This window comes from Streptomyces actinomycinicus, from assembly GCF_016741775.1.
Lineage (GTDB): Bacteria > Actinomycetota > Actinomycetes > Streptomycetales > Streptomycetaceae > Streptomyces > Streptomyces actinomycinicus.
Window position 1 is genome coordinate 359,507 of the sequence record NZ_JAERRK010000001.1, and the last position, 14,574, is coordinate 374,080.

Below are 14,574 nucleotides of genomic sequence, written 5' to 3' on the forward strand. Positions count from 1 at the left end.
TATGTCAGCAACAGAAGGTGCGACAGCTGGTGAGGAGGCTCATGACCAGCATGTTCCTGGCCATGAGTGCTTCCTGTCAACATTCCGAGTTTCTGAATTAAATATCATCAGGTGATGCGCCCAACGGGTCCCGGAACAGCGTGTCCAGCACCACTGATCCGCCCGCCACCGCCAGCACGGAATCCGGAAAACTGGTCGGGAGGACACCCGCCGGGCGCGCCGTGCCGACGGCTTCCCGCAGGGCGGCGAGGCAGTCCTCGAAGTGCATGACGCCCACCTCGGTCACGACCACCGTCTCCGGGTTGAGCACGTCCAGCAGCAGCCGTGCGGCCCGCCCGGTCGCGCGGGACCGCTCCACCAGCAGCCGCCGGGCCACCGCGTCCCCGGCCTGCGCCGCGGCCACCACCTGCATCGGATTGGCCGAGCCGGCGACCCCGGCCGCCCGGGCCCGCCGGCACAACGTCCGCTCGCTCAGCTCCACCTGCAGGCAGCCGCGGCGGCCGCACGGGCACGGCTCGCCTCCCCCCGGAACCGGCAGGTGGGCGATGGCGCCGGCCGCCGAGCGCGGCCCGTGGTGCACCTCGTCATGGGTGGCGAAGGCGGCGTCGACCACATTGCCCACGAACAGATGCAGCAGACTGCGGCTGCCCCGGGCCCGCCCGAACAGCCGCTCCCCGTTCACCAGCGCCCGCGCATGCCCGTCCACCTGGACCGGCAGGCCCGTGCGCGCGCCGAGCAGTTCCCGTACCGGCACCTCCCGCCAGCCCAGCAGCTCGTGTTCGACCACGGTGCCCGTCTCCCGGTCCACCCAGCCGCCCACCGCCACCCCGACCCCCAGCGGACGCCGGCCCGGTGCCCCGGCGAGCAGCCCCGCGAGCCCTTCGGCGGCCCGCGCCAGCACCCAGCCGGGGTCGGTCCGTTCGTGCTTCAGCTCCCGCCGGCCGACCACCCGGCCGCGCAGGTCCAGCAGGGCGACCGTGGTGTACGGCACCGCCACATGCACCCCGGCGACCAGGAACCGGGTGTCGTCCAGGTCGACGGGGACGTGCGGCCGGCCGACCCCGCCCGAGCGGCGGGGTGCGGCGGACTCCCGGATCAGACCGAGGCCGGTGAGCCGGGCACAGTGCTCCGTCACGGAGGCGGGCGACAGGCCGGTCAGCCGCGCGATGGTGCTGCGCGCGACCGGACCGTGCTCCAGCACGGACCGCAGCACGACGCTGGCGCTGGTGCGCCGCCGGTCGCTGTCGGCGGCACGCGGAACGGGGGAGGAAAGGGTGGATGCCGTGGTACGGGGCATGGAGAACCGTCCTCGGGAACAGGGCCGACACGTCACGGAGGACAGGGGCGTGCCGGAGCCTGCCCCTACCCGGGACGGCGACAGGTGGCCGTGCCCTGGCGTCGCAGGTCCACATAGCGACGCGAGGTGAAGTACCGGGACTGGGCGGCCATGGCCGGAAGGGTATGCCAGCAGAGGTGAATCCCACCAGAGCACTAGGATTCGTTTGGTGGAACTCCACAGTCCGTCGAGACCGCGGCGAGTGAGCGAAACGTCCCTGCCTCCGTGATCAGCGTCACGCTCGGGCCGGTGTAACCAGCACTCTTTGTCCAGAGCCCACCAAGCCGTTGTCGCGCCCTTTGTCGAGCGCTGACGGTGATCGGCTCGACCGGGCTGGGATAGCGTCGCCGTGTCCCAACATGTTCCCGTCACCCGCGGAGTCCCCATGAGCACCGCCACCGTCACCACCCGCCCCGGTGCAGTCCTCGCCGACCTGCTGCCGGCGTCCCGCGTCCGCGACGTCGCCCGCGTCGTCGGCGGCGCCGCGCTCACCGGTCTCGCGGCCCAGCTGTCGGTCCCGGTGCCCGGCTCCCCGGTGCCGGTGACCGGCCAGACCTTCGCCGCGCTCCTCGTCGGCACCGCCCTCGGCGCCCGCCGCGGCTTCCTCTCCCTCGCCCTCTACGCGGTCGCCGGTGTGGCCGGCGTGCCGTGGTTCGCGCAGGGTGAATCCGGCGCGGGCATGGTCTCCTTCGGCTACGTCATCGGCATGCTGCTCGCCTCCGCGGCCGTGGGCGCCCTGGCCCGCCGCGGCGCCGACCGCTCCCCGCTGCGCATGGCCGGCACGATGCTCCTCGGCGAGGCCGTCATCTACGCGGTCGGCGTCCCCTACCTCGCCCTCGCCGCCCACCTGTCCGCCTCCCAGGCGATCGCGGCCGGCCTCACCCCGTTCCTGATCGGCGACGCCCTCAAGGCCGCCCTCGCGATGGGCGCCCTGCCCGCCGCCTGGAAGCTCGCCGGCAAGCGCTGACCGCCGTACGGCGCGTGCGCCGCGGAACGCAACATGGCCGCATGATCTGACAGATTCCGTCAGATCATGCGGCCATGCCGCTACTGGGTCCGGATCAGCCGACGGACACCTTGTCGGCCGGGGCCTCGGCCGCCGGGGCCGGCCGGCTCGGCGTGAGCTTCTGCTTGACGAACGCGATCGCCAGCACGACCGCCGCGACCATCAGCGACAGCAGCACGGTCTCCCGGCCGTCGTGCTCGGTGTCGAACAGCATGTAGACCAGGACGCCCACGATCATCAGGGCCGTCGCCCACGTCAGGTACGGGTACAGCCACATCTTCACGACGAGCTTCTCCGGGGCCTCGCGCTGGAGGATCTTCCGCATCCGCAGCTGCGAGAAGCAGATGACCAGCCACACGAACAGGGCCACCGCGCCGGAGGAGTTGACGAGGAACAGGAAGATCTTGTCCGGGGACAGGTAGTTGAAGAAGACGGCGACGAAGCCGAACACGACCGACGCGAGGATCGCCGTCATCGGCACGCCCCGGCTGTTGACCCGTGCGAACGCCTTGGGCGCGTCGCCGCGCTCACCGAGCGAGAAGGCCATGCGGGAAGCCGTGTACATGCCGGAGTTGAGGCAGGACAGCACCGAGGTCAGCACGATGAAGTTCATGATCTCACCGGCGTGCGCGATGCCCAGCGAGTCCAGCGCGGCGACGTAGGAGCCGTCCTTCGCGATGGACTTGTCGTCCCACGGCAGCAGCGAGACCACGACCAGGATCGAGCCCAGGTAGAAGACGCCGATCCGCCAGATGATGCTGTTGGTGGACTTGGTGACCGCCCGCTGCGGGTCCTCGGACTCGCCGGCCGCCAGGGTGGCGATCTCACTGCCCATGAAGGAGAAGACGACCAGCAGCACACCGGTGAGGATCGCGCCCGGACCGTGCGGCAGGAATCCGCCGTGCGAGGTGAGGTTGGAGAAGGAGGCCTTCTCGGCGTCCACGCCCGGGAGCACGCCGAACACGGCGAGCAGGCCGACGACGATGAACGCACCGATCGCCACGACCTTGATACCGGCGAACCAGAACTCGAACTCGCCGTAGGAGCCGACGGAGACCAGGTTGGTCGCGGTCAGCACGATCATCACGATGAGCGCCCAGCCCCACTGCGGGATGTCTGGGATCCAGCCCTCGAGGATCTGGGCACCGGCGGTCGCCTCTACGGCGAGCACGACGACCCAGAAGAACCAGTAGAGCCAGCCGATGGAGAAACCGGCCCAGCGGCCGAGCGCACGGTCGGCGTGCGCGGAGAAGGAGCCGGAGGTCGGATTCGCGGCGGACATTTCACCGAGCATCCGCATCACCAGCACGACGAGCGTGCCGACGAGGGCATAGGACAGAAGAATGCCGGGGCCCGCGGTGGCGATACCGGCCTTGGAACCGACGAAGAGGCCGGCTCCGATGACGCCACCGATCGCGATCATCGACAGATGGCGGTTCTTGAGTCCTGCTTGAAGGCCCGAACCAGGGGTCATGGACGGATTTCCTTTGCGCCAGGTAGAGCTTCCCGTACGAGCGGTGTACGAGTCGGTCCAGTGAATCCGAGGCGAACGGATTGGGGAACCTCTGAATCCGGATCGTTACTTGAGGTTTTCTTGAGGATCTATGGCCTGGCTCACAGATTTCAAGGTCATTTATGCGCCGGCACCCGGGGCTGCTGCCCTGAAACAGCCGTGTCACACTCGTTGCATGCGCGTGTATCTCGGCTCCGACCATGCGGGCTACGAACTCAAGAACCACCTCGTCGAGTGGCTGAAGGCCGCCGGGCACGAGCCCGTCGACTGCGGGCCGCTCATCTATGACGCCCAGGACGACTACCCGCCGTTCTGCCTCCGTGCGGCGGAGAAGGCGGCCGCGGACCCGGAGGCCCTCGGCATCGTCATCGGTGGCTCCGGCAACGGTGAGCAGATCGCCGCGAACAAGGTGAAGGGTGTGCGCGCGGCGCTGGCCTGGAGCGAGGAGACGGCGGCGCTCGGGCGTCAGCACAACGACGCCAACGTGGTGGCCGTGGGTGCGCGGATGCACAGCACGGAGGAGGCGACCAAGTTCGTCGAGGTCTTCCTCAACACGCCGTTCTCCGGCGACGAGCGGCACGTGCGTCGCATCGACATGCTGGCGGCGTACGAGACGACGGGCGACCTGCCGCCGATCCCGGCGCACCACCCGCAGCAGTAGCCCACCACCGGCCCTGCCGCCCGGCTCGGCCGAAAGGCCCACCCCCGGGGGCGACGGCCCCGCCTCCGGGCACGGCCCCGCCTCCGGGCACGGCCCCGCCTCCGGGCACGGCCCCGCCTCCGGCCACGGCTCCAGCCTCGGCCCCGCCCCTGGGCCCTCGTCCCCCGCCGCCCGGCCCGGACGGCGGGGATGTCGGGCCGGTGGGGCCCGGTCAGCCGGAAAGTCCGGCCGGTCGGCTCGGTTCCCTCGTTCATTTCTCGGCCCACCGAGTCGGGTGGGCGGTGGGCGGGGCGTCAGGAAAGGACACCTCCGCCTTGCCGGAAGGGCACACCATCCACCGGCTGGCCCGGGACTACGCCGAGCGCTTCTCGGGGCGGCCCACCCGCGTCACCAGCCCCCAGGGCAAGTTCTCCGACGCCGCCGCCCTCCTGGACCGTACCGAGCTGACCGCCACCGAAGCCCACGGCAAACACCTCTTCCTGGGGTTCCGGGACACCGACTGGGTCCACATCCACCTCGGCCTCTTCGGCAAGGTCGGCTTCGGTGACGCCCCCGCGCCCCCGCCGACGGACACCGTCCGCCTCCGGCTCGCGAACACCACGTCGTACGTCGACCTCCGCGGCCCCACCACCTGCGCCCTGATCACGGACGCCGAGAAGCAGGCCGTCCACGACCGGCTCGGCCCCGACCCGCTGCGTACGGACGCCGACCCGGCCGTCGCGTACGGGAGGATCTCCCGCAGCCGTACGACCATCGCCGCGCTGCTCATGGACCAGAAGATCGTCGCCGGCGTCGGCAACGTCTACCGCGCCGAGGTCCTCTTCCGGCACGGCATCGACCCGTACCGCGCGGGCCGGGACGTCACCCCGGCCGAGTGGGACGCCCTCTGGACCGACCTGGTCGCACTGATGCGCGAAGGCGTGCGGAACAACCGGATCGACACCGTCCGCCCCGAGCACACCCCGGAGGCGATGGGCCGCCCGCCCCGCGTGGACGACCACGGCGGCGAGGTGTACGTCTACCGCCGCGCGAACATGCCCTGCCACATCTGCGGCGGCGGCATCCGCACCGCGGACCTCGCCGCCCGCAACCTCTTCTGGTGCCCCGGCTGCCAGCGGTCCTGAGCGGGTGCCAGCGCCTCTCTTTCGGATCGTGCCGGGGTCGCGAAAAGCCCTAGAAGCCGTGGGACAGCCACGGGGCCACCGGTGAGCCGAACCCCACCGACGCCTCGGTGAGCGTCCCCGGCCGCAGCTCCCGTACCCGCCCGGCCGCCGCCAGCGACAGCAGGGTCACCCCGCCGAGGTAGGCCGCACCCAGCTCCCGCGCCGAGAGGGCGACGTCGGCCGCGTCGGTCGTACGCTCGCAGGACGCCCCCTTCGCATCGCCCGTCAGCCGCCAGCGCCCCGCGTTCCAGGGGCAGAAGGCGTCCTCGACCTCGAACACGACGTCCACCGGTGCCACGTAGGTGCGCGCCGACAGGGCCGCGCCCACGTCCACGAGCCGGATGTGCCCGGCGTCCCGCAGCCGCGGCAGACAGCGGCGGATGTCGGAGACCTGGTGCTGCCAGGCCTCGTCGACCGGCCGGCCCCGCAGCCGCAGCGTCGTCATCAGGTCGATCCCGAACAGGAAGCGCCACAGCGCAGCCTCGGTGACCGGGTCCAGCGCGGCCAGATCCGCCAGCGACACCGTGCCGTCGTGCCCGCTCGGACCCCAGCCGGTCTTCGTGCGGAAGCGCGCGTACCCGGTGATCCGGCCGTCCCGCTCGGCGACGACGCACTGCAGGGCCGACGCCCCGTCCCGCTCGCTCTCCGGGTCGAGCAGGGCGGCCCGCTCCCAGCCGGGCTGCCGGGCGAGCATGCCGGGGCGCAGGGGCACCAGGGCCGCGTACACCGCCTCGCACTCGTCCAGCACCTCGGCCGGCGCCGCGTAGCGCACGCGCACCTCGTCGGTGCCCGCGGGCAGTTCCAGCGCGACCCGGCCGGTGTCGATCTCCGCGCTGAGCTGGAAGGTGGCCGCGCCGAACCCGAAGCGGCCATAGATCGCGGGCTCGGAGGCGAACAGCGCCGCCAGCGGTTCGCCCGCGGCGTGCGCGTCGTCCACCAGCCGCCGCATCATCGCGGTCAGGACTCCGCGCCGCCGGTGCGTCGCGGCCACGCTCACCATCGTCACGCCGGCGGTGGGCACCACGGCCCCGCCCGGCACGGACATCCGGAAGCTGAACGCCCCGGACGTGCCGACCATCACGTCCCCGTCCCACACGGCCAGGGAGCGGTCGAACTCGGTGACGGATTTGTCCAGTTCGCGCTCTTCGGTGGAGGCCGGACCGCCGCCGAAAGCGCGGTACAGGTGGTCCCACCACCGGTCGAACTCTTCCGGGCGCAGCAATTTCAGCTCGGTCCCGTGGTCAGTCCCCATGTGCCATGAGTATCAGGGCATTGGGGGACGAGCCAGTGAATTTCTCCCGGGCGGAGAGCGCCGGCGGATCCCGTCCCGGACCACGAAGCGGAGCCTCGCACGGGGGACAAGTGGGGCCTCCCGTGCCAAGCGGCCGGTCCGCTGGATAGGGTCCCGGACTAATGGCAGCAGGACGACAACGGCGCTCGAAGGCCGAGACACTCACGGCCCGGTGGAAGATGCAGTGGCACCGGGTCCGCGTCGGCCTGCGCAGAAGCGCCGTGGACTACTTCCGCGGCGACGGCTCGGACTGGATCGCCTTCGCCGGACTGCTGCTGACCGTCCCGCTCCTCGCGGCCGTGACGCTCGTCGACTCGGTGTGGTGCTCCCCGGCCACGCTGGTGCTGCCGATCGTGGCGGGCGGCCTGGTGCTGCGCCCGGCCAGCCTGCTCGGCCTGTACGCGGCTGCGGCCACCGCGCTGATCGTGGAGTCGGTGCGGCTCGGCCCGTACACCGAAGGCCCCTCCCGGGTCACCCCCGGCGTGGTCCTGGTGGTCGCCGCGTGCGGTTTCTTCGGACTGCTGACCGCGCAGTTCCGCAGCCGGGTCGGTGTGCCCTGGCGGCGCGGCGGCACCATGCTCTTCGACCTGCGCGAGCGGATCCGGGTGCAGAGCAAACTGCCGAAGCTGCCGCAGGGCTGGCACCACGAGATGGCGCTGCGGCCGGCGGGCGGGCAGTCCTTCTCGGGTGACTTCGTCGTCGCGTCCCGTACGAACGGCGGCCGGACCCTGGAGGTGGTCCTCACGGACGTGTCCGGCAAGGGCATGGACGCGGGCTCGCGCGCCCTGCTGCTGTCCGGCGCCTTCGGCGGCCTGCTCGGCTCCCTGCCGCCGCACGCCTTCCTCCCGGCCGCCAACGGCTATCTGCTCCGCCAGGACTGGGACGAGGGCTTCGCCACCTCCATCCACCTGGTCCTGGACCTTGACTCCGGGGACTACGAGCTGTATTCCGCCGGCCACCCCCCGGGGCTGCAGCTCAGTGCGGGCAGCGGACGCTGGGAGGAGAAGGCCGCCGAGGGCCCGCTGCTCGGTGTGTACGACGGCGCCCAGTTCGACCCCGTGAAGGGCTCGCTCCGGCCCGGGGACGTGTTGATGCTGTTCACGGACGGACTGGTGGAAACCTCCGACCGCGACATCGTGGAGGGCATCGACCGTCTCACCGGCGAGGCCGACCGCTATGTCGCAGGCGGCTTCCACGGCGCCGCCTGGCACCTCATCGAGGCGGTGGCCAAGGACGTCAACGACGACCGGGCCCTGCTCCTGATCTGCCGCCCGGCCTGACCCCGCCCCACCGCCCGGCCCGGCGCCGAGCCACCGCCGGGCCTGCCCCCCGACCCGCCGCCGGGCCTGACCCCGAACCACCGCCCGGCCCGGAGCCGTCTGCCGGAGGGCCTGACGTCGCCCCCCGTCAGCCCCGACACTGAGGGCATGACCCACCTCACCCTCGCCCAGGTCGAGACCCTCGCGCGCGCCGCCCATCAGGGGCAGACCGACAAGGCGGGCCGGCCGTACGCCGAGCACCTCGCGGCCGTCGCCCGGGGCGTGCGCGTGCGCGGCGGCGACGCCGAGCAGATCGCCGCGGCCTGGCTGCACGACTCCGTGGAGGACGACGCGCTGAGCGAGGAGTGGCTGGAGGCGGCCGCGCTCTCGGCGCGGACCAAGGCCGTCGTGCGCGCCCTCACCAAACGGCCGGGGGAGCCGCCGGAGGCCTACGCGCGCCGGATCCTCACCACCCCGGGCGCGCTGCTGGTGAAGGAGGCCGACCTGGCGCACAACGCCGATCCCCGGCGCCTCGCGGTGCTGGACGAGCCCACCCGGAAACGACTGACCGAGAAGTACGCCCGCATGCGCGCACTTCTCGGTCTGGAACAGGGCCCCGAGCCGGAGCCGGCTAGACGCTGACCGTCTCCCGCTGCTTCTGCCGCTCGCGGGCCAGTTCGGCCGCGTCCTGCTTGAACGCCCACGCCATCTTCGGCTCCATCGCGAAGCGGAAGATCCGCTGCACGGGCCGGGTGCACAGCGCGGTGACGGCGGCCGCGGCCAGCACGGTCACCAGGATCTCGCCGAGCGGGCGGTGCAGCCAGGGGTGCTCGAACCAGCCGCGGTAGTCGCCGAACTTCACCAGGAAGCCGTGCAGCAGGTAGCCGTAGAGCGTGCCCGCGCCGAGCGCGGTGAACCACATCCGCCGGCGCGGCACCCAGGCGAAGAAGCAGGCCGTCAGCACCAGCGAGCAGCCCATCATCGCGAGCGTCATCACCGGGCCGCACCACCACGGGGCACCCAGTTCCTGTGCGGAGTCGCGGTGGTAGAACCACGCGGTGTTCATCCGCGGCACCGCCCACCAGCCGACCGCCAGCGCCGTCGCGAACACCGGCACCGAGGCGATCCGCACCGAGCGGCGGCGCACCAGGTGGAAGTGCTCGGGCTTCATGCACAGCCCGAGGACGAAGTACGGCAGGAACTGCAGGACCCGCTGGAGATCGAGGTCGTCACCGATGTTCGGGGTGACGGTCGCCAGCATGGCCAGGCCGAGGGCCAGGGGCAGCGGCCAGCGCACCGTCTTCCACAGGGGCGTGGTCATCCGCCAGACGAACAACGCGACCAGGAACCAGGTGAGATACCAGGGATCGAGGAGGCTGATCTCCTCGTGCGAGCCGGTGACGAGGTTCTTGAAGAGCGGGTACGCCGTCTCGAACAGGACGTACGGCACGGCGACCCCGGTGATCAGCCGCTTCAGCCGGTCCGGGCGCATGTCGAAGCTGCGTGAGAAGAAGCCGGAGATGATGATGAACGCCGGCATGTGGAAGGTGTACACGACGCTGTACGCGCCCTCCAGGATCCGGCTGTCGCCCTTCAGCGGTTCCCAGGCGTGCCCCATCGCGACGAGCGCGATGGCCAGGTACTTGGCGTTGTCGAAGAACGCATCGCGTTGTCTGCCGGGTCTGTCCGCCTCCGACTGCCCCTTCTGCGCACTCATCGGGGTACGCGGACCGGGCACTCCGTTCGCCGGCGGCTGTGCCGGGGGGAGCGGCCTGCGGTTCTGGCCGGGGGACGAGGCGGCTTCAAACATCTCAGGCACCCTAGCGTCGTCTGCGGGATTTCGTAAAACCCCCGCAGTCATTCCTGGTTATCGCCTTCGGGTACCCGCTGATTTACAGAACTTGCCACCCGTGTCCACGTGATGGTGCGCACACAGACGTCGTTCGTTCACCCGTGATGTCCCGATTCATCCTGACTAATTGGGGCATACGACGCCTCGGTGTCATCAATTCGAATTAGCTGCGCACATGATGTGTGGGCACGGAAACGAAGCCGGGCAATTTCTCGTCGAGTCATGTGCGGGCGGCTGCTCGAAATGCTGTACGGGGCATCGCCCGCGCCGGGTCGTCATCCGACGTTGTGTCACGGGCCGCATGGGGCGGCCGGGTTGGTGGCACGATGGTTCTGGCGGGGGTGCGTGGCCGTACCTCCGGGCCGGGAGAGCGGACCGACCGAGGGTGTGATCAGTGTGGCCATTTCACTGTCTGTGGTGCTGCTGTTGGCGATCATCCTGGTGGTGCTGATCCGAGGGGGGAACATCAAGGCCGGCCCCGCCATCGTCGCCATCCTCTTCGGTTTCTTCCTGGCCTCGACAGGCATGGCCCCGTCGATCAATCGCTTCCTGAACTCGATAGCCGAGTCGATCAACTCGATCAGGTTCTGACCGGCGAGTCGGGCAGCAGAGCTGATTGCCGTTTCAACCACTCTTGCCGGGTGCGGAGACACACACTCCTGCGCCGGGGGTGCGGAGACACACACTCCTGCGCCGGGGGTGCGGAGACGTGCACTCCGCCGGGGGTGTGAAGACGCGCACTCCTGCCGGGGTGCCGAGACACGCCGGGGGCACGGCGGGCCCACGAGGGCTGAAGGGCCCCGGGGAACGCCGAAGGCCCAGGGAGGGGAAACCACCTCTCACCTGGGCCTTCGGCATCCAGAGCGGGCGACGGGAATCGAACCCGCGTAGCTAGTTTGGAAGACTAGGGCTCTACCATTGAGCTACGCCCGCAACACTGCGCCGCAGGTCGGCGACCGCGGCACTGGAGGCATCGTAGCGGGTCGCCCGCCGCCGAGGCCAACGAATCGGGTCCCGGGGCCGTCCTCCGTGCCCCCTCCGGGAATGCGGCCGACGCGCGGGGCCCGGGCATGTAGCCTACGTGTCGCACCGAACGGGGTGTGGCGCAGCTTGGTAGCGCGTCCGCTTTGGGAGCGGAAGGCCGTGGGTTCAAATCCCGCCACCCCGACCACCGGCTCACGACGTCGTGATGATCGCCTTTTGGGGCGCTGACCGGCTGCGGTTACTATGCAAGCTGCGCGCCCGTGTGTCCCGGCCCACTCGGCCTACGAACTCCTCCGGGCGGCGAAATCCGCCGGACCAGTCTGGCTCCGGCAGAACCCAAGCAGTCAGCCACAAGGAGACCGAACCGTGAAGAGCGCCGTGGAGACCCTGAACCCGACCCGGGTTCGGCTCACTGTCGAGGTGCCCTTCGAGGAGCTCAAGGACAGCCTCGACGCGGCGTACAAGAAGATCAACCAGCAGGTCACGGTGAAGGGCTTCCGTAAGGGCAAGATCCCGGCCCGCGTCATCGACCAGCGGTTCGGCCGCGGTGCGGTGCTGGAGGAGGCCGTCAACGACGCGCTGCCCAAGTTCTACACCGAGGCGGTCAACGAGGCCGAGCTGAGCCCGCTGGGCCAGCCCGAGGTCGACATCACCGAGCTGAAGGACGGCGAGACGCTGAACTTCACCGCCGAGGTCGACGTCCGCCCGGCCGTGGAGATCCCGGACTACTCCGGCATCGAGGTCGAGGTCGACGCCGTCGAGGTCACCGACGAGGACGTCGAGAAGTCGGTCGAGCAGCTCCGCGAGCGCTTCGCGTCGACCTCCCCGGTCGAGCGCGCCGCCGAGGACGGCGACGTCGTCACCATCGACCTGGAGGCCAAGGTCGAGGGCGAGGTCCTCGAGGACGGCATCGCCAACGGTGTCTCCTACACCATCGGCTCCGGTGAGCTGCTGGACGGCATCGACGACGCCGTGAAGGGCAAGTCGGCCGGCGAGGAGGCCACCTTCACCTCCGAGCTGAAGGGCGGCTCCGCCGCGGGCAAGGAGGCCGAGGTCACCGTCAAGGTCACCCAGGTCGCCGCCCGTGAACTCCCCGAGCTGGACGACGAGTTCGCGCAGCTCGCCTCCGAGTTCGACACCCTGGAGGAGCTGAAGGCCGACAGCCGCAAGCGCCTCGCGAACATGAAGCAGTTCGACCAGGCCACCCAGGCGCAGGAGCGCGTCCTGGAGAAGCTGCTCGAGCTGGTCGAGGTCCCGGTCCCCGAGAAGCTGCTCGAGGACGAGATCAACACCCGCAAGCACAACCTCGAGCACCACCAGCTCGGCCAGATGGGCCTCACCCTCGACAAGTACCTGGAGATCCAGGGCAAGACCGCCGAGGAGTTCGACACCGAGACCCGCGAGGCCGCGGTCAAGGGCATCAAGACCCAGTTCGTCCTGGACGAGCTGGTCAAGAAGGAGCAGCTCAACGTCAACCAGGAGGAGCTGACCGAGCACCTCATGCGGCGTGCGGCCTCCTCCGGCATGTCCCCCGACCAGTTCGCCCAGGCCGTCGTCGAGGGCGGCCAGGTGCCGCTCCTGGTCGGCGAGGTCGCCCGCGGCAAGGCCCTGGCCGTCGTGGTCGAGGCCGCCACGGTGAAGGACACCAACGGCGAGGTCGTCGACCTGGACGACGAGGAGGAGGAGACCGAGGCCGCCGAGGCGTCGGAGACCTCCGAGGAGAACGCCGAGGGCTGAACCGCCCCGCGGCGCCTCTAATGGCGTGGACGGGCCCCCGGGAGTGTCTCCCGGGGGCCCGTTCGTCGCACCGAGGGGCGTGAGCCGCCCCCCGGGGGGCGCGGGGAACTGTGCGAACGATCCGAACGCGCCCGCAGTCCGAAGACCGCCCGCATCACCCCTGTGCACCGCACCGGCCCGCCGCGTGAGCGCTACGCCCCCGGCGAACACCCCCATCTCCGGGATTCCCCGAAGGGACCTGAGCGTTAGGGTCCATGAATACGGGGGCAGGGGAGTCTCCTGACAGCCCCCGCCAAGCCTCCGGCAGGACGACGTGAGACGGCCCGGCGCCGTCGTAAGACGAGCAGGTGGATACGTGACGAATCTGATGCCTTCAGCCGCCGGCGAGCCTTCCATCGGTGGTGGCCTCGGCGACCAGGTCTACAACCGGCTGCTCAACGAGCGGATCATCTTCCTCGGTCAGCAGGTCGACGACGACATCGCCAACAAGATCACCGCGCAGCTGCTGCTCCTTGCCGCCGACCCGGACAAGGACATCTACCTCTACATCAACAGCCCCGGCGGTTCGGTGACGGCCGGCATGGCGATCTACGACACCATGCAGTACATCCCGAACGACGTGGTCACCATCGCCATGGGCATGGCCGCCTCGATGGGCCAGTTCCTGCTCACCGGCGGCGCCCCGGGCAAGCGTTTCGCGCTGCCCCACGCCGACATCATGATGCACCAGGGCTCCGCGGGCCTCGGTGGCACGGTCTCGGACATCAAGATCCAGGCCGAGTACCTGCTGCGCACCAAGAAGCGCATGTCGGAGCTGACCGCGCAGCACTCCGGCCAGACGGTCGAGGCGATCATCCGCGACGGCGACCGCGACCGCTGGTTCACCCCGGAAGAGGCCAAGGAGTACGGTCTCATTGACGAGATCATCACGCACGCCTCGGGTGTTCCGGGAGGCGGCGGCACCGGTGCCTGACCGGCCAGGCCACGCCACGCACCGCCGAGACCCAAGCCCCCAGAACGCCACCAGGACGGTGAACACCCCATGAGCAACTTCCCCGGCGCCGCCAGCGGCATGTACGAAGGGCCCCGCCCCGACAGCCGCTATGTCATCCCGCGCTTCGTCGAGCGCACCTCCCAGGGCATCCGCGAGTACGACCCGTACGCGAAGCTCTTCGAGGAGCGCGTGATCTTCCTGGGCGTCCAGATCGACGACGCCTCGGCCAACGACGTCATGGCGCAGCTGCTGTGCCTGGAGTCGATGGACCCGGACCGGGACATCTCGATCTACATCAACAGCCCCGGTGGCGACATGACCGCCCTCACGGCGATCTACGACACGATGCAGTTCGTGAAGCCCGACATCCAGACGGTCTGCATGGGCCAGGCCGCCTCCGCGGCCGCCATCCTGCTCGCCGCCGGCACCCCGGGCAAGCGCATGGCGCTGCCGAACTCCCGCGTGCTGATCCACCAGCCGGCGGGTTCCACCGGCCGCGGTCAGCTCTCCGACCTGGAGATCATCGCGAAGGAATTCACCCGGATGCGTGACCAGCTGGAGCAGATGCTGGCCAAGCACTCGAACCAGCCGCTCGAGAAGATCCGCGAGGACATCGAGCGCGACAAGATCCTCACGGCCGAGGAGGCGCTGGAGTACGGCCTCGTCGACCAGATCATCTCCACCCGCAAGCTGAACAACGCTTCGGTCCGCTGACGCGGAACGGGGCACTCTGAGCCCCTCTTGGCACGGTGCACGTCAAAGTGAACCCTGCCAAGGG

General features: G+C 70.3%; 13 protein-coding genes and 2 tRNA genes. 10 read left to right on the forward strand and 5 right to left on the reverse strand.

Translation table 11 applies throughout. The features are described from left to right. Positions 1–97: 97 nt before the first annotated feature. Positions 98–1,297, reverse strand: coding sequence for an ROK family transcriptional regulator (locus tag JK359_RS01645; protein ID WP_201830808.1), 1,200 nt, complete (start codon positions 1,295–1,297; stop codon positions 98–100). 424 nt (positions 1,298–1,721) lie between these two features. Between JK359_RS01645 and JK359_RS01650 the strand changes: the two genes are divergently transcribed. Continuing rightward, positions 1,722–2,303, forward strand: a complete 582-nt coding sequence (locus tag JK359_RS01650) for a biotin transporter BioY (RefSeq protein ID WP_201830809.1) — start codon at positions 1,722–1,724, stop codon at positions 2,301–2,303. A 94-nt stretch (positions 2,304–2,397) separates the two neighbouring features. Here JK359_RS01650 and JK359_RS01655 read toward each other — a convergent pair whose 3' ends face one another. Further along, on the reverse strand, positions 2,398–3,816 hold the full coding sequence (locus tag JK359_RS01655; protein WP_201830810.1) for an amino acid permease: 1,419 nt from the start codon (positions 3,814–3,816) through the stop codon (positions 2,398–2,400). Between the two features lie 214 nt (positions 3,817–4,030). On the opposite strand from JK359_RS01655, the gene JK359_RS01660 reads away from it, so the two are divergent. Both JK359_RS01660 and JK359_RS01665 read left to right on the forward strand, forming a co-directional pair. Then, complete coding sequence (locus JK359_RS01660) at positions 4,031–4,516, forward strand: ribose-5-phosphate isomerase (protein WP_201830811.1); 486 nt, start codon at positions 4,031–4,033, stop codon at positions 4,514–4,516. A 314-nt stretch (positions 4,517–4,830) separates the two neighbouring features. Continuing rightward, the gene (locus JK359_RS01665; RefSeq protein WP_201830812.1) at positions 4,831–5,640 is read left to right on the forward strand and encodes an Fpg/Nei family DNA glycosylase; all 810 of its coding nucleotides are present in this window, start codon (positions 4,831–4,833) and stop codon (positions 5,638–5,640) included. 49 nt (positions 5,641–5,689) lie between these two features. On the opposite strand, the gene JK359_RS01670 is transcribed toward JK359_RS01665, so the two are convergent. Next, the gene (locus tag JK359_RS01670) at positions 5,690–6,931 is read right to left on the reverse strand and encodes a GNAT family N-acetyltransferase (protein ID WP_201830813.1); all 1,242 of its coding nucleotides are present in this window, start codon (positions 6,929–6,931) and stop codon (positions 5,690–5,692) included. Between the two features lie 161 nt (positions 6,932–7,092). Between JK359_RS01670 and JK359_RS01675 the strand changes: the two genes are divergently transcribed. After that, positions 7,093–8,250, forward strand: coding sequence for a PP2C family protein-serine/threonine phosphatase (locus tag JK359_RS01675; RefSeq protein WP_201830815.1), 1,158 nt, complete (start codon positions 7,093–7,095; stop codon positions 8,248–8,250). Between the two features lie 147 nt (positions 8,251–8,397). Then, positions 8,398–8,871, forward strand: a complete 474-nt coding sequence (locus JK359_RS01680) for an HD domain-containing protein (RefSeq protein ID WP_201830817.1) — start codon at positions 8,398–8,400, stop codon at positions 8,869–8,871. Here the strand turns inward: JK359_RS01680 and JK359_RS01685 are convergent. After that, positions 8,861–9,946, reverse strand: a complete 1,086-nt coding sequence (locus tag JK359_RS01685; RefSeq protein ID WP_236677120.1) for an acyltransferase family protein — start codon at positions 9,944–9,946, stop codon at positions 8,861–8,863. The genes JK359_RS01680 and JK359_RS01685 overlap by 11 nt on opposite strands. A 531-nt stretch (positions 9,947–10,477) precedes the next feature. On the opposite strand from JK359_RS01685, the gene JK359_RS01690 reads away from it, so the two are divergent. Continuing rightward, entirely contained in the window at positions 10,478–10,672 is a 195-nt protein-coding gene (locus JK359_RS01690; protein WP_030648672.1) for a hypothetical protein, read from the forward strand. A gap of 271 nt (positions 10,673–10,943) precedes the next feature. On the opposite strand, the gene JK359_RS01695 is transcribed toward JK359_RS01690, so the two are convergent. Beyond that, a tRNA-Gly gene (locus tag JK359_RS01695) sits at positions 10,944–11,014 on the reverse strand. A gap of 161 nt (positions 11,015–11,175) precedes the next feature. Between JK359_RS01695 and JK359_RS01700 the strand changes: the two genes are divergently transcribed. From JK359_RS01700 to JK359_RS01715, 4 genes are all read left to right on the forward strand, one after another. Then, positions 11,176–11,252, forward strand: a tRNA-Pro gene (locus tag JK359_RS01700). A gap of 179 nt (positions 11,253–11,431) precedes the next feature. Then, a complete protein-coding gene (tig, locus tag JK359_RS01705; RefSeq protein ID WP_201830821.1) occupies positions 11,432–12,802 on the forward strand; it encodes a trigger factor in 1,371 nt (456 codons plus the stop codon). Positions 12,803–13,169: 367 nt separating this feature from the next. Continuing rightward, positions 13,170–13,775, forward strand: coding sequence for an ATP-dependent Clp protease proteolytic subunit (locus JK359_RS01710; RefSeq protein WP_201831645.1), 606 nt, complete (start codon positions 13,170–13,172; stop codon positions 13,773–13,775). A 69-nt stretch (positions 13,776–13,844) separates the two neighbouring features. Continuing rightward, a complete protein-coding gene (locus tag JK359_RS01715) occupies positions 13,845–14,510 on the forward strand; it encodes an ATP-dependent Clp protease proteolytic subunit (RefSeq protein WP_201830822.1) in 666 nt (221 codons plus the stop codon). The last annotated feature ends 64 nt before the right edge of the window (positions 14,511–14,574 follow it).

Excerpts from the sequence above, each read along its gene's own strand:
- JK359_RS01660 (WP_201830811.1), top strand. The coding sequence starts at position 4,031 with ATGCGCGTGTATCTCGGCTCCGACCATGCGGGCTACGAACTCAAGAAC.
- JK359_RS01670 (WP_201830813.1), bottom strand. The coding sequence starts at position 6,931 with ATGGGGACTGACCACGGGACCGAGCTGAAATTGCTGCGCCCGGAAGAG.
- JK359_RS01685 (WP_236677120.1), bottom strand. The coding sequence starts at position 9,946 with ATGAGTGCGCAGAAGGGGCAGTCGGAGGCGGACAGACCCGGCAGACAA.
- JK359_RS01655 (WP_201830810.1), bottom strand. The coding sequence starts at position 3,816 with ATGACCCCTGGTTCGGGCCTTCAAGCAGGACTCAAGAACCGCCATCTG.
- JK359_RS01645 (WP_201830808.1), bottom strand. The coding sequence starts at position 1,297 with ATGCCCCGTACCACGGCATCCACCCTTTCCTCCCCCGTTCCGCGTGCC.
- JK359_RS01675 (WP_201830815.1), top strand. The coding sequence starts at position 7,093 with ATGGCAGCAGGACGACAACGGCGCTCGAAGGCCGAGACACTCACGGCC.
- JK359_RS01715 (WP_201830822.1), top strand. The coding sequence starts at position 13,845 with ATGAGCAACTTCCCCGGCGCCGCCAGCGGCATGTACGAAGGGCCCCGC.
- JK359_RS01650 (WP_201830809.1), top strand. The coding sequence starts at position 1,722 with ATGAGCACCGCCACCGTCACCACCCGCCCCGGTGCAGTCCTCGCCGAC.
- JK359_RS01710 (WP_201831645.1), top strand. The coding sequence starts at position 13,170 with ATGCCTTCAGCCGCCGGCGAGCCTTCCATCGGTGGTGGCCTCGGCGAC.
- JK359_RS01680 (WP_201830817.1), top strand. The coding sequence starts at position 8,398 with ATGACCCACCTCACCCTCGCCCAGGTCGAGACCCTCGCGCGCGCCGCC.